This is a genomic window from Paraburkholderia sp. DD10, from assembly GCF_049177125.1.
Classification (GTDB): Bacteria; Pseudomonadota; Gammaproteobacteria; order Burkholderiales; family Burkholderiaceae; genus Paraburkholderia; species Paraburkholderia terricola.
Genome location: NZ_CP185392.1, coordinates 1,097,277 through 1,123,873 on the forward strand (window position 1 = coordinate 1,097,277; position 26,597 = coordinate 1,123,873).

At 63.4% G+C, this 26,597-nt stretch carries 24 protein-coding genes; 10 read left to right on the plus strand and 14 right to left on the minus strand.

Features of this window, described 5'->3' with window-relative positions; all coding sequences use genetic code 11:
• The first annotated feature begins 19 nt into the window (after window positions 1-19).
• A complete protein-coding gene (locus ACOCG7_RS05090; RefSeq protein WP_073430936.1) occupies window positions 20-958 on the plus strand; it encodes a hypothetical protein in 939 nt (312 codons plus the stop codon).
• Between the two features lie 181 nt (window positions 959-1,139).
• On the plus strand, window positions 1,140-2,285 hold the full coding sequence (locus ACOCG7_RS05095; protein ID WP_073430937.1) for a nucleoside hydrolase: 1,146 nt from the start codon (window positions 1,140-1,142) through the stop codon (window positions 2,283-2,285).
• A gap of 43 nt (window positions 2,286-2,328) precedes the next feature.
• Here ACOCG7_RS05095 and ACOCG7_RS05100 read toward each other — a convergent pair whose 3' ends face one another.
• The 5 genes from ACOCG7_RS05100 to ACOCG7_RS05120 all read right to left on the minus strand — a co-directional run bounded on the left by ACOCG7_RS05100 (window position 2,329) and on the right by ACOCG7_RS05120 (window position 8,724).
• Window positions 2,329-3,285, minus strand: a complete 957-nt coding sequence (locus ACOCG7_RS05100) for a LysR family transcriptional regulator (RefSeq protein ID WP_073430938.1) — start codon at window positions 3,283-3,285, stop codon at window positions 2,329-2,331.
• Window positions 3,286-3,910: 625 nt separating this feature from the next.
• Entirely contained in the window at window positions 3,911-5,149 is a 1,239-nt protein-coding gene (locus tag ACOCG7_RS05105) for an IS4 family transposase (RefSeq protein WP_342346033.1), read from the minus strand.
• Between the two features lie 138 nt (window positions 5,150-5,287).
• On the minus strand, window positions 5,288-6,094 hold the full coding sequence (locus ACOCG7_RS05110) for an IS5 family transposase (RefSeq protein WP_083081298.1): 807 nt from the start codon (window positions 6,092-6,094) through the stop codon (window positions 5,288-5,290).
• A 369-nt stretch (window positions 6,095-6,463) separates the two neighbouring features.
• A complete protein-coding gene (locus ACOCG7_RS05115) occupies window positions 6,464-7,489 on the minus strand; it encodes an IS110 family transposase (protein WP_421375252.1) in 1,026 nt (341 codons plus the stop codon).
• Between the two features lie 182 nt (window positions 7,490-7,671).
• A complete protein-coding gene (locus ACOCG7_RS05120; protein WP_073431650.1) occupies window positions 7,672-8,724 on the minus strand; it encodes an NAD(P)-dependent alcohol dehydrogenase in 1,053 nt (350 codons plus the stop codon).
• 322 nt (window positions 8,725-9,046) lie between these two features.
• Here ACOCG7_RS05120 and ACOCG7_RS05125 point away from each other — a divergent pair, with 322 nt between their 5' ends.
• Window positions 9,047-10,015, plus strand: a complete 969-nt coding sequence (locus tag ACOCG7_RS05125; protein WP_073431658.1) for an AraC family transcriptional regulator — start codon at window positions 9,047-9,049, stop codon at window positions 10,013-10,015.
• 22 nt (window positions 10,016-10,037) lie between these two features.
• Here ACOCG7_RS05125 and ACOCG7_RS05130 read toward each other — a convergent pair whose 3' ends face one another.
• From ACOCG7_RS05130 to ACOCG7_RS05140, 3 genes are all read right to left on the minus strand, one after another.
• Window positions 10,038-10,811, minus strand: coding sequence for a molybdopterin-dependent oxidoreductase (locus ACOCG7_RS05130; protein ID WP_154873536.1), 774 nt, complete (start codon window positions 10,809-10,811; stop codon window positions 10,038-10,040).
• Complete coding sequence (locus ACOCG7_RS05135; RefSeq protein ID WP_421377049.1) at window positions 10,808-11,440, minus strand: cytochrome b/b6 domain-containing protein; 633 nt, start codon at window positions 11,438-11,440, stop codon at window positions 10,808-10,810. Before ACOCG7_RS05135 ends, ACOCG7_RS05130 begins: the two co-directional genes overlap by 4 nt.
• Window positions 11,441-11,532: 92 nt before the next feature.
• Window positions 11,533-12,162, minus strand: a complete 630-nt coding sequence (locus ACOCG7_RS05140) for a hypothetical protein (RefSeq protein WP_083086205.1) — start codon at window positions 12,160-12,162, stop codon at window positions 11,533-11,535.
• A 196-nt stretch (window positions 12,163-12,358) separates the two neighbouring features.
• Here ACOCG7_RS05140 and ACOCG7_RS05145 point away from each other — a divergent pair, with 196 nt between their 5' ends.
• Window positions 12,359-13,030 carry a heavy metal response regulator transcription factor gene (locus ACOCG7_RS05145; protein WP_421377052.1) on the plus strand — a complete coding sequence of 224 codons (672 nt, stop codon included), beginning with the start codon at window positions 12,359-12,361 and terminating at the stop codon, window positions 13,028-13,030.
• Window positions 13,027-14,427 carry a heavy metal sensor histidine kinase gene (locus tag ACOCG7_RS05150; RefSeq protein WP_083086203.1) on the plus strand — a complete coding sequence of 467 codons (1,401 nt, stop codon included), beginning with the start codon at window positions 13,027-13,029 and terminating at the stop codon, window positions 14,425-14,427. Before ACOCG7_RS05145 ends, ACOCG7_RS05150 begins: the two co-directional genes overlap by 4 nt.
• 75 nt (window positions 14,428-14,502) lie before the next feature.
• On the opposite strand, the gene ACOCG7_RS05155 is transcribed toward ACOCG7_RS05150, so the two are convergent.
• Window positions 14,503-14,844, minus strand: coding sequence for a zinc ribbon domain-containing protein YjdM (locus tag ACOCG7_RS05155; protein WP_073431645.1), 342 nt, complete (start codon window positions 14,842-14,844; stop codon window positions 14,503-14,505).
• Between ACOCG7_RS05155 and ACOCG7_RS05160 the strand changes: the two genes are divergently transcribed.
• Together ACOCG7_RS05160 and ACOCG7_RS05165 are read left to right on the plus strand one after the other, a co-directional pair.
• Window positions 14,843-15,064: a hypothetical protein gene (locus ACOCG7_RS05160; protein ID WP_421377055.1), complete on the plus strand. Its 222-nt coding sequence runs from the start codon at window positions 14,843-14,845 to the stop codon at window positions 15,062-15,064. The two genes, ACOCG7_RS05155 and ACOCG7_RS05160, sit on opposite strands and share 2 nt — an antisense overlap.
• Complete coding sequence (locus ACOCG7_RS05165) at window positions 15,061-15,384, plus strand: hypothetical protein (protein ID WP_073431643.1); 324 nt, start codon at window positions 15,061-15,063, stop codon at window positions 15,382-15,384. The genes ACOCG7_RS05160 and ACOCG7_RS05165 overlap by 4 nt, the downstream gene beginning before the upstream one ends.
• Window positions 15,385-15,408: 24 nt before the next feature.
• Here the strand turns inward: ACOCG7_RS05165 and ACOCG7_RS05170 are convergent, their stop codons facing one another.
• Window positions 15,409-16,887, minus strand: a complete 1,479-nt coding sequence (locus ACOCG7_RS05170; protein ID WP_421377057.1) for a diguanylate cyclase domain-containing protein — start codon at window positions 16,885-16,887, stop codon at window positions 15,409-15,411.
• 266 nt (window positions 16,888-17,153) lie between these two features.
• On the opposite strand from ACOCG7_RS05170, the gene ACOCG7_RS05175 reads away from it, so the two are divergent.
• The gene (locus ACOCG7_RS05175; RefSeq protein ID WP_421377059.1) at window positions 17,154-18,086 is read left to right on the plus strand and encodes a 2-hydroxyacid dehydrogenase; all 933 of its coding nucleotides are present in this window, start codon (window positions 17,154-17,156) and stop codon (window positions 18,084-18,086) included.
• Between the two features lie 15 nt (window positions 18,087-18,101).
• Here the strand turns inward: ACOCG7_RS05175 and ACOCG7_RS05180 are convergent, their stop codons facing one another.
• Window positions 18,102-20,672, minus strand: coding sequence for an adenosylcobalamin-dependent ribonucleoside-diphosphate reductase (locus ACOCG7_RS05180; RefSeq protein ID WP_421377061.1), 2,571 nt, complete (start codon window positions 20,670-20,672; stop codon window positions 18,102-18,104).
• Window positions 20,673-20,928: 256 nt separating this feature from the next.
• On the minus strand, window positions 20,929-21,213 hold the full coding sequence (locus ACOCG7_RS05185) for a DUF3331 domain-containing protein (protein WP_073431656.1): 285 nt from the start codon (window positions 21,211-21,213) through the stop codon (window positions 20,929-20,931).
• 347 nt (window positions 21,214-21,560) lie between these two features.
• Between ACOCG7_RS05185 and ACOCG7_RS05190 the strand changes: the two genes are divergently transcribed.
• Window positions 21,561-22,688: an AI-2E family transporter gene (locus ACOCG7_RS05190; RefSeq protein WP_421377063.1), complete on the plus strand. Its 1,128-nt coding sequence runs from the start codon at window positions 21,561-21,563 to the stop codon at window positions 22,686-22,688.
• A 78-nt stretch (window positions 22,689-22,766) separates the two neighbouring features.
• Here the strand turns inward: ACOCG7_RS05190 and ACOCG7_RS05195 are convergent, their stop codons facing one another.
• Both ACOCG7_RS05195 and ACOCG7_RS05200 read right to left on the minus strand, forming a co-directional pair.
• Window positions 22,767-23,642, minus strand: coding sequence for an alpha/beta hydrolase (locus tag ACOCG7_RS05195; RefSeq protein ID WP_114163602.1), 876 nt, complete (start codon window positions 23,640-23,642; stop codon window positions 22,767-22,769).
• 72 nt (window positions 23,643-23,714) lie between these two features.
• On the minus strand, window positions 23,715-24,824 hold the full coding sequence (locus ACOCG7_RS05200; protein WP_114163601.1) for an OpgC domain-containing protein: 1,110 nt from the start codon (window positions 24,822-24,824) through the stop codon (window positions 23,715-23,717).
• 509 nt (window positions 24,825-25,333) lie between these two features.
• Between ACOCG7_RS05200 and ACOCG7_RS05205 the strand changes: the two genes are divergently transcribed.
• The gene (locus ACOCG7_RS05205) at window positions 25,334-26,494 is read left to right on the plus strand and encodes a porin (protein WP_310132771.1); all 1,161 of its coding nucleotides are present in this window, start codon (window positions 25,334-25,336) and stop codon (window positions 26,492-26,494) included.
• Window positions 26,495-26,597: the final 103 nt, after the last annotated feature.

Below are 26,597 nucleotides of genomic sequence, written 5' to 3' on the forward strand. Positions count from 1 at the left end.
GGATTCAATGAGACAGTGAATGAGTGCGCCGGAAAGTTCGAATTCCAAAGCCCCGCCCAGCCTGTTATCCGATAAGGCTAAAGGCGCCGATGGCAATGGTTCGCGAATTCTCGCGAACCTCGAAGGCCGCGTCGCGCCGCCTACGGATAATCCACGCCGGTCGAAAACGCCGCTCGTGCTGGTTGCCTTGCTGGTGATCGCGGCCGGCGGCTGGGCCGCGTGGCATCTGCAGCAGCGCACGCAAAGCGCGTCGTTGGCTTCGGCCACGCCGGCCAACGTCGAGAAAGCGGCCGCCGCCGCGAGCGGTGCGCCGCCAGCCGTCGCGAAGGTCGAGGCGCCGGCTGCGGCGTCGTCGCAAGCGGCGACGATCGTGGCCGACGATAGCGACAGCAAAGCCGCGGCGGCGTCCGCCGCAACGCCCGCTAGCAGCGACGAAAACCGCTTGTCCCGCGCGCTCGCCGAGGGTGCGGAACCGAGCAGCGCGTCGGCATTGGTTGCATCGGCATCGGCGGCCCCCGCCGCCAGCGTGCCGGCGGCGAAGCACGGCAAGAACGCCACGGCTGTCGCCGGCAACGCGAAGCACGAGACGGCGGCCCACGGCAAGAAGGAAAGTGCGGCGGCGAGTGCGGGCAATCATCGCGAGAGCACATCGGGCACGGTCGCGCAGTCGAAGAAATCACGCAGCGGTAGCGCTTCGAAAGACGATTCGGATGCGGATCTGTTGGCGGCGCTCGTTGCGCGGACCAAACCGGCGGACGCGAAGGCGGCCGGCGGCAACACGGCCACCAAGGTCAGCGCATCGGCTGCGCCCGGCAACGCGAAGCTCGCCGAGCGCGTGAAAGAGTGCGGGCAGCGTGGCTTTTTCGAAGACCAGTTGTGCCGCTGGCGCGTCTGCGATGGTCATTGGGGTAAAGACCCCGCGTGCCCCGGCTCGTCGGCACAGGCTCGTCAGCCTTGATTTCAGATCGCCTTCACGGCGAGGCAGCGCGTCGAGCAAAACGATGACGCCTGCCGTCTTATCGCCACGCTGATTCCACGAATCACGCCGCGAACATGATGATTCTGCTTCGCTAGTTTTGCGCCTATGATGGCCTCCTCATTCCGGCAGCGCAGCACAGCGCTAAAACAAGGAGGCATCAGTGAAGCGACTTCTCCTGGCATCGACGTGGCTGGCAACCGTGGCGACCGTCTTGTCCATCTCGGCATGTGGCGGCGGTCATCTCAACCTGCCCGCCGACCCTCCCAAGGTCATTATCGACAGCGACTACAACACACTGAGCGACGACGGTCAGCTCGGCGTGATGGCTGCGCAATTGCAGGCGCAAGGTTCGCTGAAAGTACTCGGCATTACGGTCGTCTCCGGTAATCAATGGTTGAAGCAAGGTGTGGCGGATGCGTTGAAATCCGTCGAGCGCCTCGGCGTTGAAAATCAGATCGGCGTGTACGCCGGCGCCAACCGCGCTTTGTCGCATGACTTCACGACCATTCAGGCTGAACTGGCGCAATTCCCCGGCGGCGACGGTTATCTCGGCGCATGGGGCACACCCGAGCCGCAATCGGATAGCGACCTCGTCGCGCCGCCGGACGGCTTCGCCACGCATACGAAAGTGCAGGGCAAAAGCGCGGTGGATTTTATCGTCGATTCGGTCAAGCAGTATCCCGGTCAGGTGACGATCCTGGCGATCGGGCCGCTGACCAATATCGCGCTCGCCACGCGCCAGCATCCGGAGATCGTTCCGCTGATCAAGCAGATCGTCTACATGGGCGGGGCGATCGACGTGCCGGGCAACACCACGCCGACAGCGGAATTCAACTGGTGGTTCGATCCCGAAGCGGCGAAAACCGTGTTGCGTTTGCCGATCAAACAGGTGGTGATTCCGCTCGACGTGACGGATACCGTCAAGATGGACAAGGCGCTTTACGATCGTGTCGCGCACGATCCCATGAAGCAGACCATCATCACGCAGCTGTTCAAAACGTTGAACGGTTACGGCTTCGACGGCAAGAACGGTTTCGAGACCAACCCGAATTACACGACGAACATCTGGGACACGCTGACGCTCGCGTATCTGATGCGCCCGTCGTTCGCGACGCAGACAGTGGAGGAGTGGGTGGACGTGGACACGAGTTTCGGCGCCAATGACGGCAAGTCCACGGGTTATACGAGTTCGCCGCCGGCGGGTTTGCAAAAGATGACGATCGTCAAACGCTTCGACAATCCGGACTTTTTCAACTTCTACGTCGATCTGCTAACGCGGCCGGTGCCGGTCACACTACGGAACTGACGCACCTGTCGCGGCGTTGCGAGCGGTCTGCATCGAAACCGCCTCAGGCGGGATGCAGGCCGCGCAACAACTGACGCACGCGCGAGAGATCCTGATCGACGTGCTCCGTTTTCTCGAACAACTCCGCGAGCCAGTCGACGAACGCGCGCACGCGCGGCGACACGCGGCGGTTCTTCACGAACGCGACCGAGACCGGCATCGGCACGGGTTTCCATTGCGGCAGTACTTCGCGCAGCAGTCCCGAATCGAGGTACGGTTGCGCGGCGATCCGCGCCGGCTGAATCAGACCGAGACCTTGCAGTCCGCAGGTGAGATAGGCCTGTTCGTCGCTGACCTTGACGAAGCCGCTCACCTTGACCGTTTGCGCCTCGCCGTTCACCTCGAAGTCGAAGTCCACTTCGCGACCGTTATGCGGCGACATGCAATTGACCGCGAGATGTCCGCGCAGATCGTCCAGATCGGTGGGCGTGCCATGGCGCTCCAGATAGGCCGGGCTCGCGCAGGTCACGTGTTCGAGCGTCCCCAACTGCCGCGCGACCAGATTCGAATCGGGCAATTCGCCTAGCTGGATGCTGCAGTCGATTGCGTCCGAGATCAGGTCGACTGTGCGGGGGCTGATGCCGATGGCGAGATCGAGATTCGGGTAACGCGTGTGGAAGTCGTCGAGTGCCGGCAGCACGATGGCGTTCGCGACCGCGTTGGGCATTTCGATGCGCAGACGGCCTGTGAGGTTGTCGGTTGCGTGGCGGATGCTCGCTTCCATGTCGTCGATGTCGGCGAGGATTTGCGCGCAGCGCTCGTAGTAGGCCGCGCCTTCTGGGGTGACGCTCAGACGCCGCGTCGTGCGGGCGAGGAGCGCCGTGCCGAGCAGGGCTTCAAGATTCTGGACGATCGTGGTCGCCGTCGCGCGCGGGATGTTTAATGACTCCGCTGCGCGGGTGAAGCTGTTGGTGTCCACGATTCGGATGAATGTGCGCATGGCGGTTATTCTGTCGATCATGGTGGGCTCCTGGGGTTAGGTGTTCGGTTTTTTTTTGCCTGTGCGGCGCTATTCGTTGGTTGCCTTGGGTTTTGGCCTTTCCTTGTGGTCTTAGTGGTCTATTGGCGTTGCCCCTGTGCGGGGCGGCACCTACTTTTCTTTGCCGGCCGCAAAGAAAAGTAGGCAAAAGAAAGCGGCTCACACCGCTAACTTTGAAGCGGGTCTCCTGGCTTGGAGGAGGTAGTGGTGCATCTGGAATCGGTGCTCTCGCGCATTCCGCGCGAGTGACAAGGCAGTCATACTTCCGGCGGCGCTGCGCGCGCCGAAGCGGTACTTCTCCCTTCGTTTACGGCGTGTCGCCGAGGCGAAGCCGACGGCCCCCACGGCGCGAGAATGACCGCTGTTTTCCCCGGCAGACCCATCCGCGACGCACGCAATGCGGAGTGGGAACTGATGATGGCTTTGTCACTGATGCGGAGTGTGCGAGAGCACGGATTCCAGATGTGCCACTGCCCGCTCCGAGCGAGGGACCCGCTTCAGAATTAGCGGTGTGAGCCGCTTTCTTTTGCCTACTTTTCTTTGCGGCCGGCAAAGAAAAGTAGGTGCCGCCCCGCACAGCAATGCTCTCAACTTAAGCCCCGCTGCATCAAGCGAGTTTGTACGCGAGATGGAAGTGGGGCTTGGCTTTTCTGGGTGGTCTTGGATAGGAGCGTGAGGGCTGTATCCGGCATCGGGTCTGGTGGATCATTTCCAGCACACCGGCGAGGCCGTCCAGACAGCGCTGGATGCGCAGAAGACACGCGCCGAGGATGGGCTTGAGTGCGCCCAGTGCATACACCCGGTTAGGACGGCTGGCATGTCTGTCGTCGTGCGGCGCATCGAGATCGCTGAGCAGTGTGCACAGGTTGTCGGCGAGGATTTTTGCGCCGAAGTCCTGCTGTAACGCCAGGTAATCGAGGCCTGTGACGGCTTCCAGCCGCAGCCGGTGCTTGAGTCGTTTGAATGCTTCCTCGACCCGCCAGCGCTGGTGATAGAGCGCGCCGAACGATGCCGCCGGATAACGCCCGCCATCGAGCAGCGAGGTCATCAGCACACGCACGCGACCGCCCGGCGTGACGTCGCGGATCAGGCGCACAGTCGTGGGCGTACGCGCCAGTTCATAGGCGCGGGCATCCGGTTCGCTGGGCGCTTCCAGTGTCACCACATGCTCGGCTTTACCGCTGCGGGTAAAGGCGCTGACGCATTTCCAGTTACGCGCATCGACGCGCATGCAGAACGGGATTTCGCGCTGTGCGAGCGCCGCCACCATCGCGTTGCCGATATAGCCGCGATCGAGCAGCAGCAGGTCGGTATGCGGTTGCAGTACATCGAGGGCTTCGAACAGCATCTGCCGCTCGCCGCCGTCGGCGGGATGAAGTGCAGCGTGCAGGGTCAGTTCGGAACCCGGCAGGAACAGCGCAAACGCGTAGTGATCGGCGCGCAGTTCATGGCCGCGACGCGTGCCCACACGCAGGCGGCTACCGTCAGCGGCGACCAGCCTCAGGCCGTGCCAGCGCATCGAATCGATATGGGGTTGGGCCAGCGAGATCAGGCGGGCGCGGGCCAGCTCGAACAGTTCGGCAGACACTCCCCGTCGCGCCTTGCTGAAGGCCTGTGCGCTGACAGCGCGGGTGCGCCCGCCGCTGCTTCCCAGTGCGCCGAATAGCGCGTCAAGTTCGGCCTGCACACTGGCGCACATGCCGGACATCATCAGCGCGGCCATGCGCGGCAAGGTCAGTGTGCGATTGCGGGTAAAGGCAGTGGGAGAACGACGCACGCGATCGGCGAGCGCCGGATCGAGCAGGAAATCGGAGAACTCAGCCAGAAGCCGCGAGGACGCTGGTATTTGAGTTCATATCGTTGATTTATCAGTGAGTTATGCGATGAAGTTTACAGGGGCAATGCCTCGTTTACAAGCTCTTTGAGGCTTAAGTTGAGAGCATTGCCCCGCACAGGGGCAACGCTAATAGACCACTAGAGGGTGTTAGGCACTTTTGTTAAGGGCTGCAAAGTGGATAAGCATAAGCACGGAGAAGACGACGAAGTGCAAACCAGCCAGGGTTTCGGGCAATCGCTCGTAGTCTCTGGCCAGTCGACGGAAGCGGTTGAGCCAGCCGAAGCTGCGCTCGACCACCCAGCGACGCGGCAACAGCACGAAGCCCTTTTTCGCCTCCGACAGCTTGATTACCTGAAGCTCGATTCCTTCATCGAGTGCCGCCTGCGCAGGCTCTTCGCCGGTATATCCCTGATCGGCGAACGCCACCTTGACCGTCTGGCCCGTGGCCTGCTGAACCTGACGCGCCAGTTCACCGACCTGCGCGCGTTCCTGTTCGTTGGCCGGCGTAACATGCACAGCAAGCAATTGCCCCAAAGTATCAACCGCCATGTGGACCTTGCTGCCGCGTTTGCGTTTGTAGCCGTCGTAACCGGCGCGAGGTCCACTCTCGCAGGTCGACTGCAGGGTCCGCCCGTCGAGAATGACCGCGCTGGGTTGACCACGACGCTCCTGCGCGATCCGGATGATCGAACGCAGGTCATTCACCATGGCCTCGAAACAGCCGGCCTGAATCCAGCGCTGCGTCTGCTGGTAGACCAGTTCCCAAGGTGGAAAGTCATTGGGCAACAAACGCCACGGTGCACCCGCGCGTACGATCCAGCGCAGCGCGTTGAACATCTCGCGCAGTTCGTAGCGGCGCTGCGGTGCGTCCTTGTTCATCAAGGTCAGGTACGGAGCGGCGAAGTACCACTCTTCATCCGATACATCCGTTGGGTATGGCCTGCGTTTTTTCATTCTGCCAGGATACCAGGTCTGACAAAAAGTGCCTAACACCCTACAAGGGCTCCCCGTTGAGCACAAGCTCAATCGAAGTTCGCTGTGATACATGCTGCAATGCCGTGCGGGTGCATGTGGGAAGGTGAAGGACTGCGGTTCTACAACCGGTCATGTTGGGCCAATGGCCCGGACCCTGATGAAAGACGCGCGCAGAGGCCTCATTCTCTAGCCGGGAATGGATATCCCCGCCGTGTTATCCAGGTACGCTCCGCGCGGGTCCAACCCGCTTCACATCACCGCTGGCAGTGCAAAGTGATCGTTTCTACTTGCTCATGGCGTCTGCGCTCCCGTCGCGTTGCCGGTTGATCGGCAGGCCCAGATCGAAAGTTAGTCCGCCACGGGCTGGAGCTTGAAGTCATCGCCATACTTCAGCGAGGCCCACGCCAATCTCGCGTTCTTTGCTGCTATCGCGATGGCGGCCCGCCAGTAGCCCCGGCGCTCGACCAGGGCTCGGACCCACCGGCTGAAGCGATCCTGTTTCTCGCCGAGACTGGCAATAACGGCGCGGGCGCCGTTGACCAGCAGCCCGCGCAGATAGGCGTCGCCTGCCTTCGTAATGCTGCCCAGCCGCGCCTTGCCGCCACTGCTGTACTGACCGGGCGTCAGTCCGATCCATGCTGCCACCTGCCGGCCGTTTCTGAAGTCGTGCCCGGCGCCGATACTGGCGAGCAACGCACTGGCCGTGGTTGGGCCGATGCCGCGCAACTGCATCAGCCGCTTGCTACGCGCATCATCACGCGCGATCCCGGCGATCGCGCGATCGTATTCAATCAGGCGATCCTCAATGTTGCCAGCATGATCGAGCAGATCGCTGATACTGTGCTTCGCCCAGCCAGGCAATGTGTCCAGATGTTCTGTGATGTGCCTGCGCAACTTCTCCGGGCTCTGTGGCAGCACCACGCCGAATTCCGAGAGCAGGCCTCGCAACCGGTTGTAGGTCGCGGTCCGCTCTTCCACGAAACCTTGTCGTGTCCGATGCAGGCAAAGCGTTGCCTGCTGATGTTCGTCCTTCAGCGGCACGAAACGCATGCTCGGACGCGTCACCGCTTCGCAGATCGCAGCAGCATCCGCCGCGTCGTTCTTACCGCGCTTGCCGGACATGCGATAAGGCGCAACAAGGTTGGGCGCCATGAGCTTGACTGTGTGGCCGTGTTGCTGGAACACGCGTGCCCAGTGATGTGCGCCGGAGCACGCTTCCATGCCGATGAGGCACGCCGGCAACTGCGCGATCAATGTCACCAGCTGATCGCGCGGCACTCGCGGCTTGATCAGCATCGCTTTACCTGCTTCATCTACACCATGAATGGCGAATACATTCTTGGCAAGATCGATTCCGATAGTGACAATAGGCATGGACTTCCCCTCTCGCTGGTGTTGATGAACGTTCGAAACTTCATCATGGCACGTCGATGCCGACTCGCGGCTTCCGCCGCAGCCTCGGGACGGGGAAGTCCCTTTCATTCTCTAAGACCACAAGGAAAGGCCAACGGCACCAAGAAGCACAACCCAAAGCGCCGCGCAGGCCAAAAAAACACTCACTTCCGCAAGGAATCCAGATCGACAACAAACCGATACTTAACATCGCTCTTAAGCATCCGTTCATAAGCCTCATTAATCCCCTGCATGGGAATCACCTCGATATCCGAAGTGATCCCGTGCTCGCCGCAGAAATCCAGCATCTCCTGCGTCTCGGCAATACCGCCGATCAGCGACCCGGCCAAACGCCGACGCTTGAAAATCAGATTGAACACCTGCGGCGACGGATGATCGTGCTCGGGCGCACCGACCAACGTCATGGTCCCATCCCGCTTCAGCAGATTCAAAAACGGATTCAGATCGTGCTGCGCGGCAACGGTATTCAGAATCAAATCGAAGCTGTTCAAATGCGCTTCCATCTCTTCCTGATTCTTCGAGATCACCACTTCATGCGCGCCGAGCCGCTTCGCATCCTCGATCTTCGACGGCGAGGTCGTGAACAACACCACATGCGCGCCCATCGCGCGTGCGAGCTTCACGCCCATGTGGCCCAGACCGCCGAGGCCCACAATGCCGACCTTCTTGCCAGGACCGGCGCCCCACGTGCGCAGCGGCGAGTACGTCGTGATGCCCGCGCACAGCAACGGCGCGACACCCGCCGGGTCGAGATTGTCCGGCACGCGCAGCGTGAATTCCTCGTCGACGACGAGTTGCGTCGAATAACCGCCGTAAGTGATCTGGCCGTCCACACGGTCTACACCATTGTAGGTGCCGACAAAACCGTTCTCGCAGTACTGCTCGAGTCCTTCCTCGCAACTCGCGCACGTGCGGCACGAATCGACAAGGCAGCCCACGCCGACCAGATCGCCTACCTTGTACTTCGTCACGTCCGGGCCAACGGCAGTCACGCGGCCGACGATCTCATGGCCCGGCACGACCGGGAACACAGTGTTCTTCCATTCATTGCGCGCCTGGTGCAAATCGGAATGGCACACGCCGCAAAACAGTACTTCCATCTGCACGTCGTGGGCGCGCAGTGCGCGGCGCTGGAATTCGAATGGGGCGAGCGGCGCGGTGGCGTCGGTCGCTGCATAGGCATACGTCGTGCTCATGAGTAGCTCCAGCAAAGGGGTGGTGATGTCGCAAGGCCGCCGGCGATGGGCGACGCGCGTCGCCGATGCGGCCGAACCTTGTGATGAACCGGGATCACGGCGCCGGCAGGGCTGCCGAATTCGCCGAAGCAGTGAATCGACAACCGGGCCCGGCGCAGCGCGGAGAAAAGTGATCCGGCAGGGTTCCCATGATAGAAGCCGGGCACGAGGCGGGGAATACCTGAATGTCTTGAAGATTTGCCTAAAACTCCTGACAAGGAGCGCGATAGTCCGTTTGATGCTAGATTTCAAGCATTATTCTCTTGCGCGTCACTATACCGTCATGCCAGCTCCCTCAGTAGAACCCTTGTCGGCCGATGCCGCCCAGCAGCGTCTGATCGAATTGTTCGACGTGCTCGCGCCCAATCCGGGCTTCACCCGCACGAGTCTCGAAGGCGTCAACCTGATGCGCGCGAATCATCCGCTGCCGCGCATGCCGGTGATGTACGAGCCGAGCATCGTGATCGTCTGTCAGGGCCGCAAGCGCGGTTATCTCGGCGACCAGGTGTTTCAGTACGACGCGCAACAGTACCTCGTGCTTTCGGTGCCGCTGCCGTTCGAATGCGAGACCGAGGCCAGTCCGGAAGCGCCGTTTCTCGCGATCTCGGTGCGCGTCGATCTGACCATGGTGGCCGAGTTGCTGATGGCGCTGAACGAAACCCAGGGCGCCACGCGAAACGAACCGGCCGGCATCTATTCGACGCCGCTCGACCCGGCGCTGTGCAATGCGGTGCAGCGTCTGATGGATGCGTTGGCTTCGCCGCTCGACGCGCGCATACTCGCGCCCGGCGTGGTCCGCGAAATCTGTTATCGCGTGCTGACCGGCGAACAGGGCGATGCGATTCGCGCGGCGCTCACGCATCAGAATCACTTCGGCCGTATCGCGAAGGCACTGCGGCGCATTCATGCCGACTACCACGGGCAACTCGACGTCGATACGCTCGCCTCCGAGGCAGGCATGAGCCTCGCGGTGTTTCACGCGCAGTTCAAGGCGGTGACGTCCACCTCGCCGATGCAATACGTGAAGACCACGCGTTTGCATCACGCGCGTTTGCTGATGGTGCAGGACGGTTTGAATGCGGGCGCGGCCGCGGCGCGCGTCGGTTATGAAAGCGCGTCGCAATTCAGCCGCGAGTTCAAGCGGCTGTTCGGCCTGAGCCCGGTCGATGAGGTCAAGCGCATGCGCACCATCTACGATGCCCCGACGCCGCGCGTGGTGAAGCCGGTCGCGCGTTACGTGACGGCCGTATAAGCGTTCATTCCCGCGGCGAACGCTATAAACCGCTGAACCAGTTGTAGCCCTGGTCTTCCCAATAGCCGCCGGGGTTCGTGTTGGTGACGAAGATCGCGGCGATATGCTTCGGATTCTTGAAGCCGAGTTTGGTCGGCACGCGCAGCTTGAGCGGATAGCCGTATTTCGCGGGCAGCGGCGCGTCGCGGAAATCGAGCGTGAGCTGTGTTTGCGGATGCAGCGCGGTCGCCATGTCGAGGCTCGAGTAATACCGATCCGCGCATTTGAAGCCGACATAGCGGGCGCTCAGATCGGCGCCGACGCGTTCCAGAAACGTGCGAAACGGCACGCCGCGCCATTGGCCTATCGCGCTCCATCCTTCTATGCAGATATGGCGCGTGATCTGCGAAGTTTGCGGCAATGCGCGCAGTTGATCGAGATTCCACGTGCGCTTGTCGGACACGAGCCCCGACACTTCCAGCCGATACGTCGAGCCGTCGATGTCCGGCGCGTCGAACTCGGGATAGAACGCGTTGAACGGGAACGGGTCGGTGATCTCGCTCGCCGCGTAGGTCGGCGCGAGCTTGTTGCGGTCGAATAGCCAGCCCTGCACGCGATCGTTCCAGCGCGACATCGCCCACAGCACCTTGTCGACCGAATCGCCGTCCTGCATGTTGCAGCCCGAGAGCATCGCGAGCGCGCCGATCGACAGCGACGAACGCAAGAACAGACGCCGCTGCAGGCGCTCGATTTGCGGCTGGTGATCCGCGAGCACGACGCGGGGTTTGTCCGCGTCGGTGGGTTTGGATGCGCTCATGCGCGATCTCCTTCTTGTGCGCAATGTATCGCGCGACCGGTCAACATCGGCGGCAAGGTGCGCGGCACCAGCAGCACCAGCGCCAGATGCACGACGACGAAACCGACCACGCCCGCCATCGCGACGAAATGCACCCGCCGCGCGAAATCGAAGCCGCCGAACACCGCGGTGAGCCACGAGAACTGCACCGGTTTCCAGATCGACAGTCCCGACGCGACCAGCACCACGCCGAGGAACAACACGAGCAGATAGAGCGCGCGCTGCACCGCGTTGTATTGGCCGGTATCGTGCGGCAGCTTGAATCGCAGCGCTAATGCCGCATCGTGCACGACATCGCGCGGACGAACCGGCAACAGCTTGCGGCGAAAATGCCCGCGTCCGATGCCGTACGCGAGATACAGCAAGCCGTTCGCGCACAGCAGCCACATGGCCGCGAAATGCCATGCAATCGACCCGCCGAGCCAGCCGCCCACCGTCGCCCAGACGGGAAACCTGAACGGAAAAATGGGCGACGCGTTATAGATCGCCCAGCCGCTCATCACCATGCAGACCATCGCAAACGCATTGATCCAGTGCGTGACGCGGACGACGAGCGGGTGAACGACCAGGCGCGCTTTGGCTTCAGTCATGGCGGGCATCATGAGACGAATAGGGAGCGGGAAAGCCGCGTTGCCGAACAACGCGGCCGGCGTAACCGAGGCAAGGCTGAACAGGCGCCGTATTACATCGGCGGCGTCACGCCATGCACGCCCGCCGAGATGAAGTTCGCCGCCAGCGTGCCGTCGGCTTCCTTGTGTGCGAACAGCACGACCTTCGCGCCCGGCACCAGCAAGGAGCGGTCGCCCGGTTGCAGGCTGACGATGGGCACATCCTGCGGAATCACGATCTTCTTCTCGCCGTCCTTGTACTTGACGGTGATCGTGCGGCCGTTGCTGACCACGAGCGAGCCGACCGTGCCGTTCGTCATCGTGCTGTTCGAGCCGAGATCCCAGGGGCGAAAGCCTTCGCCGGCGCCGCGCATGCTCGGCGGAAACACGTGCACTTCGAGCGCTTTCAGCGTGCCGTCGGGCTGCGGGATCGCGGCGGTGCCGACATAGCTGTCCGCTTTGATGTCGTTCACGTCCGCGATCGTGACGCCGCGAATCGGCGTGTCCTTGGGCAACTTCACGTCGACGTCCTTGCCGTCGCGCGTATGCACTTTCAGCAGATCGCCCGTGAGCGAGGTCACCGTGCCGCGCACGCCGGTGGGCATGGCGTTCTGTGCGTGAGCGGCGGTTCCCGTGGCGAGCAGGGCGGCGGCGAGTGCGGGGGCGATGAAGGCGCGCAGCATGCGCGCTGAAACGATGTTCATGGATCGGCTCCAGGTGGTGAACGACAACGCCCAGATTAAGCGCGCGATCGGCTCCGCGGAATGACATATGAATGACAAAAACGTAATGAACGGCGCGCCGCGGCCACGTAGAATGGCCGGCATATCCACGTCCTGGGCTTCAGCGAAAACGCACATTGAAGCCCGAACGCAAGTCCGAGTTGGAGCGCCAAGCGTCATGAGCATTCTCGTCATCGAAGACGACCCGAAAACCGGCGACTACCTGAAAAAAGGTCTGCGTGAAAGCGGCTACGTGGTCGATCTCGCGCGCACCGGCACGGATGGTTTGCACATGGCGCTGGAGCACGCTTACGATCTGGTGGTGCTCGACGTGATGCTGCCGGGCATCGACGGATGGGAAATCATGCGCACACTGCGCGCGCGGCGCGATCTGCCGGTCATTTTCCTGACCGCGCGCGATCACGTGAGCGATCGCATTCGCGGCCTCGAACTCGGCGCGGACGATTATCTCGTCAAGCCCTTTTCGTTTACCGAACTCGTGTTGCGCATCCGCACGTTGCTGCGCCGCGGCGTGATCCGCGAGCGCGATGTGTTCGAGATCGCCGACCTGAAGCTCGACGTTCTGCGCCGCAAGGTGACGCGCGAGGGCATCGAGATTCCCCTGACCAACAAGGAATTCATGCTGCTGCATCTGCTGGTGCGGCGCCAGGGCGAGGCGCTGTCGCGCACGCAGATCGCCTCGGAAGTGTGGGACATGAATTTCGACAGCGACACCAATGTGGTCGACGTGGCGATCAAACGGCTGCGCGCGAAAGTGGACCATCCGTTCGAAAAGAAGCTGATTCATACCGTGCGCAGTATTGGCTACACGTTTGGCGACGGCTCATGAAACTCTGGACCGAGCGTTCGTTGACGGTTCGCACCACGCTGCTGTTCGCGTTGATCGCGTGCGTGGTGATCGGCGCGCTCGGCGCGTATTTCTATCGCTCGGCCGAACTGTCGCTGCAGCGTCGCGCCGACGTGGTGCTCAGCGGGCGCGTCGAGCATTTCAGCCGCATCGTGCACGATCTGTATTCGGTTAGCGATCTGAAGAGCCGGCCTTTATTGTTCGAGACCATGCTCGGCGCGGAGCAGGACGTGCTGCTGTTTCGCCGCCCAGGCGAGCCGCCGTTTATCGACGTGAATCCGGCGAACGTGGCGGTGCCCGCGTTGCAAGCCGCAAAAGGCGGCCGCTTGCCGACCTTAGCGGACATCCGGCAGACCCGTTTGCCGGACGGCGTGCCCGTGCATTGGGCGATCGCTAGCGCGAGAGCGCGCGAGGACGGCACCGAAGTCGAGGTGATCGCCGCGCACCCGATGACTCAGGAAGTGCGCATGCTGGCCGCGTATCGCGATCGCATCCTGCTGGCCACGCTGATCGGCATGCTGGCCGCGACGCTGCTCGCCTACTACGTGCTGCGCCGCGCGTTGCGGCCGGTGCGCGAGATCGCCACGCGGGCGGCGCAGATCAGTCCGGCGAGTCTGTCCGTGCGGCTCGACAGCGAGGCGGCGCCGGTCGAATTGCGCCAGCTCACGCACGCGTTCAACGCGATGCTCGACCGTCTTGCCGACGGCTATCAGCGCCTGTCGCAGTTCTCCGCCGACCTGGCGCATGAGATTCGCACGCCCGTTGGCGCATTGATCGGGCAGAGCCAGGTGACGCTCGCCAAGCCGCGCGAGCCGGAGGAATATCAGCAGGTACTCGAATCGAATCTGGAGGAACTGAACCGCTTGAGCCACATCGCGGAGAACATTCTGTTTCTTGCGCATGCGGATCATGCGGCGCTGTGCATCGAACGCGAGCCGGTCGATTTGCGCGGCGAACTCACCCGAATCGCGGACTACTTCGAAGGACTCGCCGACGAGCGCGGCATGCGCTTCGAAGTGGTTGCTGAAGGCGCGGCAGCGGTCGACCCGATGCTATGCCGCCGCGCGATCAACAATCTGGTCGTCAACGCGGTGCGTTATGGCGCATGCGATACGGTCATACGCTTGCGCGGCATGGAGGACGAAAAGGGCGCAACCGTGGTGGTCGAAAACGACGGCGAGCCGATTCCGCAATCGCAGCTAAACCGTCTGTTCGATCGCTTCTATCGCGCGGATGCGGCGCGCAGCGAGTTCACCGAATCGAGCGGACTGGGGCTCGCGATCGTCAGGGCGATCATGCATCTGCATGGCGGCACGGCGCGCGTGGTGTGTCCGGTGCCCGGTGTAGTGCGCTTCGAATTGCATTTTCCGCGCGCGTGATGCGGGGCTGCGCCAGCGCGCGCGACGGCGGTTCGAATTTCAGAGCCGCCGCTTCAGACCTTCTTCAAACCTTCTTCAAACCTTCTTCAGATACGCGGCTTTCAGCATGAAGCTGCCCGCGTCCATCTTGCAGTCCACTTCGTGATCGCCGCCGACGAGGCGAATGCTCTTCACCTTGGTGCCCATTTTCAGCGTGATCGACGAGCCTTTCACTTTCAGGTCCTTGATCAGCACCACGGCGTCGCCGTCGGCGAGCGGGTTGCCGTTGGCGTCCTTCACGACGCGTTCGTCGCTGTCGTCAGCGGACGCGGCGGCGTTCATCGGCCACTCGTGCGCGCAATCCGGGCAGACGTAGTTCTCGCCGTCCGGGTAAGTGTTTTCCATCGCGCATTGCGGGCAGGCGGGAATTGTCGACATGATGTTGTTTCCGGATCGCGGATCGCCGCGGGTGATGTCCAAGGCCGCGAGTATAGCCGACGCGCGCCGGGCGGCCCGCGGTCACCAGGCCTGCGGGCAGGGCGCCGCCGTTGCGCAAACAGGTAATGCGGATACCGGAATGATCGCGCAACTGGTTGCCGCGGCGGGCGGCGGATACGATGCAGGGCACTTCATCGCACACTTGGGAGAACCGCTGTGAAACGTTTCCATATCGCCCTCGCCGTGGCCGATCTCGACGCTTCGATCGACGATTACAGCCGCCGCCTCGCGCAGCCGCCCACGGCCGTCGTGCCCGGCCGTTACGCGATGTGGCGCACCGATCTGCTGAATTTTTCGATCAACCCAATGCCGGACAAAGCAGGAACACTGCGGCACATCGGTTTCGAGGACGACGCGGTAGAGGGCTATTCGAGCAGCAAGGACGTCAACGGGCTCGAATGGGAGTGGTTTTCGGCCGACGAACAGGACCGGCGGATCGTCAGCACTTATGGCGAGGCGGTACGCACCGACAAGGGCTGAGCCGAGCTTCGACGCGCCAGGAGATCAAACGCCGCGCGCGTCGGCTCCCGGCTGATTCGCGTAGTGCAGGCGCTTCTCCTCGTACATCAACAGGTCGGCACGCTGCACGCCAGCTTCGAGCCGGTCGCCGCGCTGGCACGTCGCCGCGCCCATCGAAAAGCTCAATAGCGAGCCCGGATAAAACTGGTTGTTCATCTCGACCAACTGGCGGATCGCGTCGATCATCGCGGCGGCGCCGCGCTCGTCGGTGTCGGGCATCAGGATCGCGAACTCGTCTCCGCCGATGCGTGCGGCGTGAAAGGGCGGCTCCATGGCTTTCGCGAGCACTTCGCCCGCGCGCCGCAGCAGTGCATCGCCCGCCGCGTGGCCGAGCTGATCGTTCACGCGTTTCAGGCCGTTCAGATCGGCCATGATGATCGTCACCGGCCACGGACCCTTGCGTTCGAGCCGGTTCAGCTCGTCCACGTAGAACGAGCGGTTGCTGAGCTTGGTCAGCACGTCGTGCTTGCCGAGGAATTCCAGGTAGGCCTCGGCTTTCTTGCGCGCCGTGATGTCGGTGAGCGCCACCAGCACCAGGTCCCAGTTCTTTTCGTGCCCCGGCAGCACCGAGAACTGCAAATGCACGTGCACCTCGCTGCCGTCGAGCGAATAGTTGAGCACTTCGCGATGCTGGAACAGATTGCCGTCCCACAGGTCGAGCAACTGCTCGCGAAAGTGTGGGCGCATGTCGTCGCGAAAGACGTCGGCCAGCCGCGACAGCAGCGTCTTTTTGTCTGGCGCCGCGAACATGTCGAGCGTGTGCTGATTCACGTCGAGCACGTGGATTTCCTGCATGCAGCGTTCGACAAACTCGGGATGCACGTCGGTGAACACGCGAAAATCGGAAATGCCGGCTGCGCGGGCATCGTCGAGCAGACGCTTGACCGCGCTGAAATCTTCCACCCACAGCGACACCGGCGAATGTTCGAACAGCCCGCGCACGTACTGTTCGGCAACCGTCACGCGATGCCGCGCGCCTTCCAGCTCCGTGATGTCCTCGACCGAGACCAGCACGCGGTCCCAGCGCGCTTCGTGGCCGGGCAGCACGGCGCCCTTGAGCAACACGTCGAGCCGCCGGCCGCCGAGCGTGTAGTTGACCGTCTGGCTCGTGAATTGCGATTGACCCGCCCATAACTGGCACAGCTCTTCGAGATGGGTCTTGAGCATGTCGTCGCGGAACACCGAGGCGAGATTGGTGTTGAGCGCGTCGAAATCGGCGGCCTCGAATTGCGTCAGCGTTTTCTGATTGACCTTGACGATGCGAATGCTGTGCGCGCAGTCCGCGACGCGGCTCGGATCGGCGGCGAAGTGCGCGCGCAGATCGGTCACGCCCTCGGCTCGCCATGCGTCGAACAACGCGCGCACGCCGCTGAAGTCTTCGAGCCAGAGCGAAACGGGCGCGAGTTCGAACATCTCGGAGTCGTCGTTGGCGGACGCGGGGTCGCGCGGGAATGTATCCAGCATGAGAGCCTCGGGATCGGAATTGCCGCTATTTTAAGGCGGGTTCGGCGTCGGCTGAAAACAAAGCGGGAGCGTGAATCCTTTTTTTGCGCTGTTGGAGCGGGCAATACGACGGTTGCGCCACAGTGGACTTTAAACATGCCTTCAAACATGTCTCGCGCCGCGGTAGCGCGTTGGGCTCAACGCGCTTTTTAGCGCCTTGCTACACTCGCTGGTCGCATGCTTGTTCCACATGCCCTTCGCCCATGCCGTTAAGAAAAAGCGCCGCCATGAAGCCATCCCTGTTGATTCTGATTCATCTGAACGACGCGAGCCGCGCGAGTATCGAGGCCGCTTTCGACGTCGTCTACGCGCCCGATTCCACCCGGCGCTCCGCCGCGATCGCCGCGCGCGGCGATACGATCCGCGCCGTGCTGACCAATGGCACGACCGGGCTGACGGCCGCCGAAATCGACCGGATGCCGCAACTGGAATTGATCAGCGCGCTTGGCGCCGGCTACGAAAACCTTGCCGTCGACCATGCCCGCTCGCGCGGCATCGTGCTCGTCAACGGCGCGGGCACCAACGACCATTGCGTGGCCGATCACGCGTTCGCGCTGCTGCTCGCGATCGTGCGCGACGTGCCGCAACTCGATCGGGCCACGCGCGACGGCATCTGGCGCGACACACTGCCGATGCAGCCGAACGTGTCGGGCAAGCGGCTCGGCATCGTCGGCCTGGGCAACATCGGTGAAAAGGTCGCGCGGCGCGGCGCAGGGTTCGATATGGATATCGCGTATCACAACCGTAAGCCGCGTGAAGGCTCGGCGCTGCGCTACTTCGACAGCGTGGTGGCGCTCGCGCGGTGGAGCGATTTTCTGGTGGTGGCGACGCCAGGAGGCGCGGGCACGCATCATCTGATCGGCAAGCCGGTGTTCGAGGCGCTCGGGCCGAACGGTTTCGTGGTCAACGTGTCGCGCGGCAGCGTGCTCGACACCGCCGCGCTGGCGCAGGCGCTCGTCGCACAGACGATTGCCGGCGCCGCGCTCGATGTCTACGAGAGCGAACCGCACCCGCCCGAGGCTTTGCTGACGTTGCGCAACGTGGTGCTGACGCCGCATGTCGGCGGCCGTTCGCCGGAGGCGATCACGGCTTCCGTCGATAACTTTCTGGCCAACGCCACGCGGCATTTTGCGGGCGAGGCCGTGCTGACGCCGATCTGAAAGCGCGCGGCACGCTTATCCGCATGCGCCGACTTCCCCGCACGCGGTACAGAAATCGCAGCCGTCTTTACGAATCACCGCGTTCGCGCCGCAAGAGCCGCATTTGCGCCCGAGCATGGTGTGCAGGCCTTGCACGCCGCCCTCCTGGGTCAACGCGGTCAATGCGGCCGCGTCGGCTTCGCCGGGGTGCGGGCGAATGCCGAAATCTGCCGACAAAGCCGTCTCCGCCTTCATTTGCCCACGCGGCAAACGCGCCAGCATGCGCGAGGGCACCTGATTGCCCTCGGCATCGAGAAAGCCGCGCCGGTGCAGGATCTGCTGGATCGCAAACGCGAGCGCGGCGACTTCCGAATCGTGCCAGCGCGGCGTGCGGTGGCCGTCGAGCCGCTGCACTTCACCGAGCCGGACCTGGCCGCGATCCCACGACACCTTGCGCATATCCTGCAGGTTGCGCGCGACAAAACCGCCGCGCGCGGCGAGCGACAGCGAACGCATGGTCGCCGTGATCCATTGCTGCGATTCGTCGCGCTGCCCGGTCGGAATGAAGAACTCGATCGGACGCTCGATCGTGACGTCTTCGCCGCCGAGACGCCCCGTGACCTCGATGAACGACACCGCGACGTACAGCGATTTTTTCCCGGCCTGGGTCAGATACTCGACCTTCTCGATGATCGCCGGCAATTCACCCTTCGGACGATGGTCGATCGCGATGCGCAGCGGATCGAGGTCGGACTCGGCCAGCGTGTCGTCCGCTTGCGGCGGGCTGACGCTCAACACCGCGCCGAGCGTTTCGTTCGGCCGGTAAGTGGCGAGTCCCTTGAGACCGCTTTTCCATGCGTCGAAGTAGAGGCTTTCGAACGCGTCGAACGGATAGTCGGCGGGCACGTTCACCGTCTTCGAGATCGACGTGTCCACGTAGGGCTGCACGGCGGCCATCATGTCGAGGTGGTCGCGCGCCGACATTTCCAGCGCGCTGACGAAATAGTCCGGCAGCTTTTTGACGTCGCCGCCCAGTTCGCGATAGAGGCGATACGCGTAGTCCTCCACGTCGAACGATTCGCGGCTGCCGTCGGCCATGACCTTCATGCGCGTATAGGTCCACGAGAACGCCGGTTCGATGCCGTTCGACGCGTTGTCCGCGAACGCGAGGCTCACGGTGCCGGTCGGCGCGATGGACAGCAGATGGCTGTTGCGGATGCCGTCGCGGCGAATCGCCTGCTGGATGTCGTCGGGCAGGCGCGAGGCGAAGGTGCCCGGTTCCAGATAGCGCTTGGCGTCGAATAGCGGAAACGCGCCGCGCTCGCGCGCCAGTTCCACCGACGCGCGATAGGCCTCGTCGCGCATCAGTTGCGCGATGCGCACCGCGAAGTCGCGGCCCTCCTGCGAGTTGTAGCGCAAGCCGAGCATCACGAGCGTGTCGCCGAGGCCCGTGAAGCCGACGCCGATGCGCCGCTTGGCGCGCGACTCGTCGTATTGCTGCGGCAGCGGCCAGAGCGTGACGTCGAGCACGTTGTCGAGAAAGCGGACCTGCGTGCGAGTGCGTTGGGCGAGCCCGTCCCAGTCGAAGGAAGGCTTGCGGCCTTTGATTTGCGCGAACGGATCGATCACGAAACGCGTGAGGTTCAGCGGTCCGAGATTGCAACAGCCATAGGCGGGCAGCGGTTGTTCGCCGCACGGGTTGGTGGCGCGGATCGTTTCGACGGCGCGCAGATTGTTGTCCTCGTTCATGCGCGAAATGAACACGATGCCGGGCTCCGCGACGTCGTAAGTGGAGCGCATGATGCGATCCCAGATCTCGCGGGCCGGGCGTTCGCTGTAGACCCACAAGCCGTCCTCGCGCTGCCGCACATCGCCCGCCGCGCGCAGCGCCGGCGACGGCTCGGCGCGATGAACGAGTTGCCAGGGCTGGTCTTCCTCGACGGCGCGCATGAATTCGTCCGTGACGCCGACCGAAACGTTGAAGTTGTTCCAGCGGCCTTTCGAATGCTTCGCCTCGATGAACTCCAGCAGATCGGGGTGGTTGCAATCGAGCACGGCCATCTGCGCGCCGCGCCGCGAGCCCGCGCTTTCGACGGTGCGGCACGACGCATCGAACACGTCCATATAGCTGCACGGACCGGATGCCGACGAACTGGTGGTGCGAACGCGCGCGCCCTTGGGCCGGATCGCGGAAAAGTTGTAGCCGACTCCGCCGCCGCGCCGCATGGTTTCGGCGGCTTGCAGCAAGGCGACGTAGATGCCGGGCAGGCCCTGGTCGTCGACGCCTTGAATCGCGTCGCCGACCGGCTGCACGAAGCAATTGATGAGCGTGGCGGCGATGCCGGTGCCCGCCGCGCTCATGATGCGCCCGGCGCCGAGCGCGCCGTGCCGCAGATTGTCGGCAAAAAGGGCTTCCACCGATTCGCGCAGCGCTCCCGGTTCGGCCTGCGCCACGCCGTGGGCGACACGCTGGTAGACGTCGTCGGCGGATTGCTCGCCGCCTTTCGCGTATTTTTCGAGCAGGACGTCGAGGGAGAACTGTTGCGGTGCAACCAGCGCAGCGGGGGATGCGGCCGGCGCGCGGGTATCCGGCGTGTCTTCTGCCATGTCATGCCCTCAAACGGCGCCGTGACGGGCACGGCGAGGTGGTGGAAATGCGGGTCACTATAGCGCCGTGCATGCGGCGGACAAATGACCTGGCGCAATGTGGAACCACCTTAACGCACGTGGCGAAGGGCTGCAATCGGGGGGAGTTTTTCACCCGCGGCGCGCGGCGGGTCGAGCGGTGCGCCCGGTTGCGCAGGGCGCCTGGATAAACGGGGCAAATGAACGGGCCAAAACGATCGGCGACAAGACTAACGCGTCAAGCCTCGGCGAGTTCGCAGAACACTTCGGCGCAGATCATCGCGGAAGCGTTCGAAGGCGCGGGCCGTTCGGCCGGCTTGAACACCGCGTCGCCGCGGCGAATCTTGCGCCGCGTCACCGCGCATGTGCCGGAGGTATGCGCGGATCTGCGCCGCCACCGTTGCTCGCCATAATGACACCGCCCCGGTTCGACCCAACGGATCACCACCGTCGTGTCGGAGCGCTCGAGAATCTCGATGCGTACGCCATTGGTACCGTCAAGGGGGATGGACTCCAGGGTCATCATCATCGGCTCCGTATTGTGGTGTGCCGAATGTAGTCCCGTGGGCGTGCGATAGCCATTGTGCCGCCGTTGAAACACTGTTCTCCAAACAGCAACAATGAAACTTGACATTCCGACTGTCTCGAAATGGCGGGGCTTCGCGAGGGATATCCAATATGAATTTCGGATAGGGCGATTTTTTGCAACGCAGTGTTGTTCCCCGTGAGACGAAAACGCCCGCCTGTAAAGGGCTGCGGCGCTTCCTTTAAGATGTGGTTTAGCGATGAGCGACCGCGCGACGCCAGTGTAATGGGTTTGTATTTTTCCGGTCGGCTCGCGCACACCCGCCGCATAACCAACGAGTTCACATGATTTCACGCCCACCCGTCCGGCCGGCCGTTTCTCCCGAAGCGCCGCAAACGCCTGGATCGCCCGAATCGCCCGACTCGCAGTCGCCGCCTGCTGGTGTGAAAAAGCAGAAGCCGGCCTCACTCGTGCTTTATGTCGGACTCGTGCTGCTGGCGTTGTGGGTCGTGCGCGATTTCATCGCGGTGGTCGCGTGGGCCGGCGTGATTGCGATCGCGCTGTGGCCGTTGTTGCGCAAGGTCGAGGGCAGCCGCTGGTTCACCGGCCGCACGACGCTGATCGCCGCGGCGCTGACGCTCGCGATCGCATTGCTGGTGGTGTTGCCGATCGGCATCGGCATCGCCCAGGCGTTGCGCGAGGCGCACGACGTCAACGAGTGGTTCAGGTTCGCGCAGGAAAACGGCATTGCGATGCCGGATTTCATTCAGCGTCTGCCGTTCGGCGTGCACCCGATATCGGCATGGTGGCAGGCCAATCTGGCTCAACCGCTGCGCGACTCCGCAGCGATGAAGGGTCTGCACAGCACCACGGTGATGACGCTGGGCCGCCATTTCGGCGCACGCGCGGTGCACGCGGTGATGGTGTTCGCGTTCATGCTGGTCACGCTGTTCGTGATTTTTCAGGCGGGGCCGCGCTTGTCGGGCTCGTTGATCAAAGGCGTGCGGCGCGCTTTCGGCGACGACGGCGCGCTGCTCGTGCAACGCATGGCCGCGGCGGTGCGCGGCACGGTGTCGGGATTGGTGGTGGTCGGACTGGGCGAGGGCGCGTTGCTGGGCGTCGCCTATTTCGTCACGGGCTTGCCGCATGTCGCGTTGCTCGCGCTCGTCACCGCGATCGCCGCGATGTTGCCGTTCTGCGCGCCCATCACCTTTGGGCTCGCGGCCTTGTGGCTGTTTTCACAAGGCTCGGTGGCCGGGGCGGTCGGGTTGGTGGTGTTCGGGTCCGTCGTGGTGTTCGTCGCGGAGCATTTCGTGCGGCCGGTGCTGATCGGCAATTCGACGCGCCTGCCGTTCCTGCTGGTGCTGTTCGGCATTCTCGGCGGCGCGGAGACGTTCGGTTTGCTCGGGCTGTTCATCGGGCCCGCGCTCATGACCGTGCTGATGGTGTTGTGGACCGAGTTCGTGCAATAGCCAGCGCGCCGATTTCAGGCGCTGGTTTTGGGCACGAAACGGAAAAGAGCGGGAACAGGGCGCGAGGCTCGCGCGTGATCAGGGCCGCTGATTCGACGGATGGTCGTCCGCGGGCGGTTTCACGCAGCCGAGCGTGTATTTCAGCGCGGCCGGCAGCAGCGCGCGCCACACATCCCATGTGTGCCCGCCGTCGATGATGCGCAGCGCCGCCGGATTGCCCGCCATCCGAAGGTGCGTGTACAGCGATGAAGCCTCGGCCTGGATCGTGAGGTCGTCGTCGCCGGCGGCGATGAACATCGGCACGCGATACGGCCCGCTCAGGTAGCGCTCCCATTGCGCCGGATAATTGAGTTCATGCCACACCCGCGGATCGAACTGCCGCTCGCCGAACACGCCGACGCGGCGCGCGGCCGAACCGCGCGGCGGCTCGTTCGCATAGATCGCGGGGCTGAGCAGCAGCGCGCCGCAAAAGCGCTCGGGTTGCGTCATCGCGTAGCGCAACGCGCCGAAGCCGCCCATCGATACGCCGCCTATCATCCGTGCGCCACGCTGTGTGGAGACCGCGTAGTGCGTTTCGATCTCGGGCAGCAGATCGTCGAAGAACGCGGTCTCCATCTTCTCCTTGCGGTCGACGTACCAGTCCGTGCCGCCTTGCGGCATCACGATCGCCACCGGCGGCATGTCCTTGTGCTCGATCAGCGTGTCCGCGGTGGTTTGCAGGCGGCCTTGCGTGATCCAGTCGTTGGCGTCGCCGTTGTTGCCGTGCAGGAGGTAGAGCACCGGGATACGGGCGGCGTCTGCGCGATAGCCGGTAGGCAGATAGATGGTGTAAGCCCAGTCCCGGCCGAGCGCGCTGGAGTGGAAGCTTCGGCTGACGACGGTGCTGGCGAGAGCCGTCGGCGCGCCGGCGGCGGCGCACAGCACGAGGAGTGCGGAATGTAGGAATGCGCGCATGTCAGAGTAGGAGGCCGCCGCGCAAGTCGCGCGCGGCCGTCATGCTATCACTGTCGCCCAGCCGGGCAGCGCTCAGGGTGCGATGCCCAGGCGCATGCTGACAAGACGGGCGGCGAAGCGCTTGAGCGGTTCGGTCGCCAGGGCAACCGCGAACAGCGCGCCAAGCGCGCAGGCGTCCGCGATCAGGCCGAGCGGGTAGTTCAGATAGCCGTCGGTCGCCGCATACAGCACCGAATCGACCACCAGCGAGATCACGGCGCCGGCGACAAAGCACAGCAGCCCCTTGCGGCCGATCACGCCAACCCACGGCCACCATTGAGCGAGTTTCCTCGCCCAGCCCAACTGGATCAGATTCGCGACCAGCCACGCGATCGCGAGGAAATTGACCGCGCGCAGATAGGAGAGATTCTGCTTGAAGCTGGCATCGAGCGGCTCGCGCTCGATAAAGAGCTTGTAGTAAGCGGCGGCCATCACGACGGCGAACGCCAGCACGCTGACGAGCCAGCCCAGGCGGTGCTCGCTCATCCGCTGATAGACCGGCTGGCAGCGCGCCAGCACGCCGAGCACGAACAGCAGTTGCCAGGCGAACGGGTTGAAATCCCAGTGCATGTCGGGTGCGGCGGGCAGATAAGCGCCGATGGCGGGCGCGCCCGCCCACAGCGCGACGCTGCCGGCCAGCAGCAGCCAGGGCTTGCTGCGCGCGAGCGGCAGGATCATGGGAACCAGCAGCGCGAAGAACGCATACATCGGCAGCACGGAAGCCAGATAGGGTTGGCGCCGGAACAGCAGGATGTCGCGCAGCGCGGCGGCGGGGGCGTCCATCAGATCGTCGAGATCGGTGGTGGCGAGATTCGGTCCGTCGATGCTGAACGCGCTCAGCACCGCGCTGACCAGCAGCATCAACCCGGCGGTGACGAGAAATGCGCGATAGATTTCGAGCGCGCGGCGCAGGAAGCGGCTGCGTGCGGTGGCCTCGTTGCGCCGCGCGGCGAGTGCGGCGTAGGCCGTGGCGGTGGCGAAGCCGCCGAGGAACACGAAGATTTCGGCGGCGTCGCACAACGCGTAGGCGTGCAGCGTGATGCGCGACAGGATACTGCCGCCGATGTGGTCGACGACGATGATCAGAAGGACCAGTCCACGGAAGAAATCAAGCTCGATCAAGCGGGATTGCGACTTTTGCATTATTTGGCGCCAAAAGCAGCCCCGTGCGACGGCGCGCTAGTCCAGCGCGGCAGGCGTCTCACAAGGCTTTTTGAAATTGGATTGAGTGGTGCGGCGGATGCGTGACCCGCGTCGCCGCTTTCAACCGGCCGGCTCGGCCAGGTCGGTTGCAAGGGCTTTGAAGTGACCCGTTCGGCGGCGCCGGAGTTCCGCTGCGGCGCCGCAAAGACCGTGGATTATATTGCTTTCTGACAAATACGACGGAGCCGCGCCGCGTCCGGGGTCATGAGGTGCCGCCTGGCCCCGCCGTCTACTCCAATACTCGCGATGAAAAAAGCGGCCGTCGCACGCAGTGGAGATTTAGCAACGTTTTGAGATGCGGGAGCGACAGCCGATGGACGGCCGGCTAAAGGCGTGTGACGATTTCCCGAAAACGCCGGGTCCAGGAAATCCTGGGAAAGCGTGGCGAGGCGTTAAAACATAAGCGGTCGGGTCGAGGTTTCCCATTCCTCGTGTGCTGGGAGATATTCATGAACAAGCAAGTGTTCGCGCTGGCTGTCTCCACCGCTGTGTCCGCCACTTTCGCCGCGTCGGCGTCGGCTCAGACGAGCGTCACGCTGTACGGCGTTCTCGACGAAGGCATCAATTACACCAACAATGCCGGCCGCGGGCACGTCTACGAGCTCACGAGCGGCTACGCGCAAGGCAGCCGCTGGGGCCTGAAAGGCGCCGAGGAACTGGGCGGCGGCCTGAAAGCGATCTTCCAGCTGGAAAACGGTTTCGACGTGAGTTCGGGGCGGCTCAATCAAGGTGGCCGGATGTTCGGCCGCCAGGCCTTCGTCGGCTTGAGCGCCGAGCGCTACGGCGCATTGATGTTCGGCCGCCAGTACGATTCGGTGGTCGATTATCTGGCTCAGACCACGGCCAACGGCAGTTGGGCCGGCCTGCTGTTCTCGCACCCCTACGACAACGACAACACCGATAACTCGTTTCGCCTCGACAACACGGTCAAGTACACCAGTCCGTCGATTTCCGGCTTCCAGTTCGGCGGCACCTACAGCTTCAGCAACGACACGAACTTCGCGAACAACCGCGCGTACAGTGTCGGCGGCCAGTACGCGTATGGCGGCCTGCTCGTGACGGCCGCCTGGATGCAGGCCAACCATCCCGGCAACGGCGCGAACGGCGCGATCACGGCGAACGACGCCAGTTTCATCGCGGCGCGCATGCGGGTGTTCGGCGGCGGCATCACCTATACGTTCGGCCCGGCCACGGCGGGCTTCGTCTACACCAACTCGAAATATCTCGACCCAACCGGCAACGGCTACCTCGGCGTGACGCCGCTCGCACCGCCGGGCGTCCTGCTGAACTCGCTGAAGTATCAGAACTTCGAGGTGAACGGCAAGTATCAGATCTCGCCGATGCTGTTCGTCGGCGCGCAGTACGTGTACACGATGGAAAACTACGACGCCTCGAACGGCGGCGTGAAGCCGAAGATTCACTCGTTCGGCTTGATGGCGGACTACAACCTGTCCAAACGGACCGACGTCTACATTCAGGGCGAGTATCAGCAGGTGACCGGCGACCCCACCTATTCGATCCTGGATGACGCCTTCACGCCCGGCACCCAGGCGCCGTCGTCCACGTCGAGGCAGGTCGTGGTGCGGGCGGCGATCCGGCATAAGTTTTAGTGGCGCTGCGGCTGGCCGTTTCGCTGGGCCGCTTTGTTTGCGCGCTTGACCTGGCGGCTTGACTTCGCTGCTTCATTCGGCCGCTCTCATTCGGCCGCTCTCA

Coding starts and splice junctions, on each gene's coding strand:
- ACOCG7_RS05180 (WP_421377061.1), bottom strand. CDS start 20,672: ATGGCAGAAGACACGCCGGATACCCGCGCGCCGGCCGCATCCCCCGCT.
- ACOCG7_RS05145 (WP_421377052.1), top strand. CDS start 12,359: ATGAGCATTCTCGTCATCGAAGACGACCCGAAAACCGGCGACTACCTG.
- ACOCG7_RS05155 (WP_073431645.1), bottom strand. CDS start 14,844: ATGTCGACAATTCCCGCCTGCCCGCAATGCGCGATGGAAAACACTTAC.
- ACOCG7_RS05130 (WP_154873536.1), bottom strand. CDS start 10,811: ATGAGCGCATCCAAACCCACCGACGCGGACAAACCCCGCGTCGTGCTC.
- ACOCG7_RS05100 (WP_073430938.1), bottom strand. CDS start 3,285: ATGATCGACAGAATAACCGCCATGCGCACATTCATCCGAATCGTGGAC.
- ACOCG7_RS05115 (WP_421375252.1), bottom strand. CDS start 7,489: ATGCCTATTGTCACTATCGGAATCGATCTTGCCAAGAATGTATTCGCC.
- ACOCG7_RS05185 (WP_073431656.1), bottom strand. CDS start 21,213: ATGACCCTGGAGTCCATCCCCCTTGACGGTACCAATGGCGTACGCATC.
- ACOCG7_RS05150 (WP_083086203.1), top strand. CDS start 13,027: ATGAAACTCTGGACCGAGCGTTCGTTGACGGTTCGCACCACGCTGCTG.
- ACOCG7_RS05200 (WP_114163601.1), bottom strand. CDS start 24,824: ATGCAAAAGTCGCAATCCCGCTTGATCGAGCTTGATTTCTTCCGTGGA.
- ACOCG7_RS05205 (WP_310132771.1), top strand. CDS start 25,334: ATGAACAAGCAAGTGTTCGCGCTGGCTGTCTCCACCGCTGTGTCCGCC.
- ACOCG7_RS05160 (WP_421377055.1), top strand. CDS start 14,843: ATGATGTTGTTTCCGGATCGCGGATCGCCGCGGGTGATGTCCAAGGCC.
- ACOCG7_RS05190 (WP_421377063.1), top strand. CDS start 21,561: ATGATTTCACGCCCACCCGTCCGGCCGGCCGTTTCTCCCGAAGCGCCG.
- ACOCG7_RS05140 (WP_083086205.1), bottom strand. CDS start 12,162: ATGAACATCGTTTCAGCGCGCATGCTGCGCGCCTTCATCGCCCCCGCA.
- ACOCG7_RS05125 (WP_073431658.1), top strand. CDS start 9,047: ATGCCAGCTCCCTCAGTAGAACCCTTGTCGGCCGATGCCGCCCAGCAG.
- ACOCG7_RS05195 (WP_114163602.1), bottom strand. CDS start 23,642: ATGCGCGCATTCCTACATTCCGCACTCCTCGTGCTGTGCGCCGCCGCC.
- ACOCG7_RS05135 (WP_421377049.1), bottom strand. CDS start 11,440: ATGACTGAAGCCAAAGCGCGCCTGGTCGTTCACCCGCTCGTCGTCCGC.
- ACOCG7_RS05170 (WP_421377057.1), bottom strand. CDS start 16,887: ATGCTGGATACATTCCCGCGCGACCCCGCGTCCGCCAACGACGACTCC.
- ACOCG7_RS05175 (WP_421377059.1), top strand. CDS start 17,154: ATGAAGCCATCCCTGTTGATTCTGATTCATCTGAACGACGCGAGCCGC.
- ACOCG7_RS05120 (WP_073431650.1), bottom strand. CDS start 8,724: ATGAGCACGACGTATGCCTATGCAGCGACCGACGCCACCGCGCCGCTC.
- ACOCG7_RS05090 (WP_073430936.1), top strand. CDS start 20: ATGAGTGCGCCGGAAAGTTCGAATTCCAAAGCCCCGCCCAGCCTGTTA.
- ACOCG7_RS05110 (WP_083081298.1), bottom strand. CDS start 6,094: ATGAAAAAACGCAGGCCATACCCAACGGATGTATCGGATGAAGAGTGG.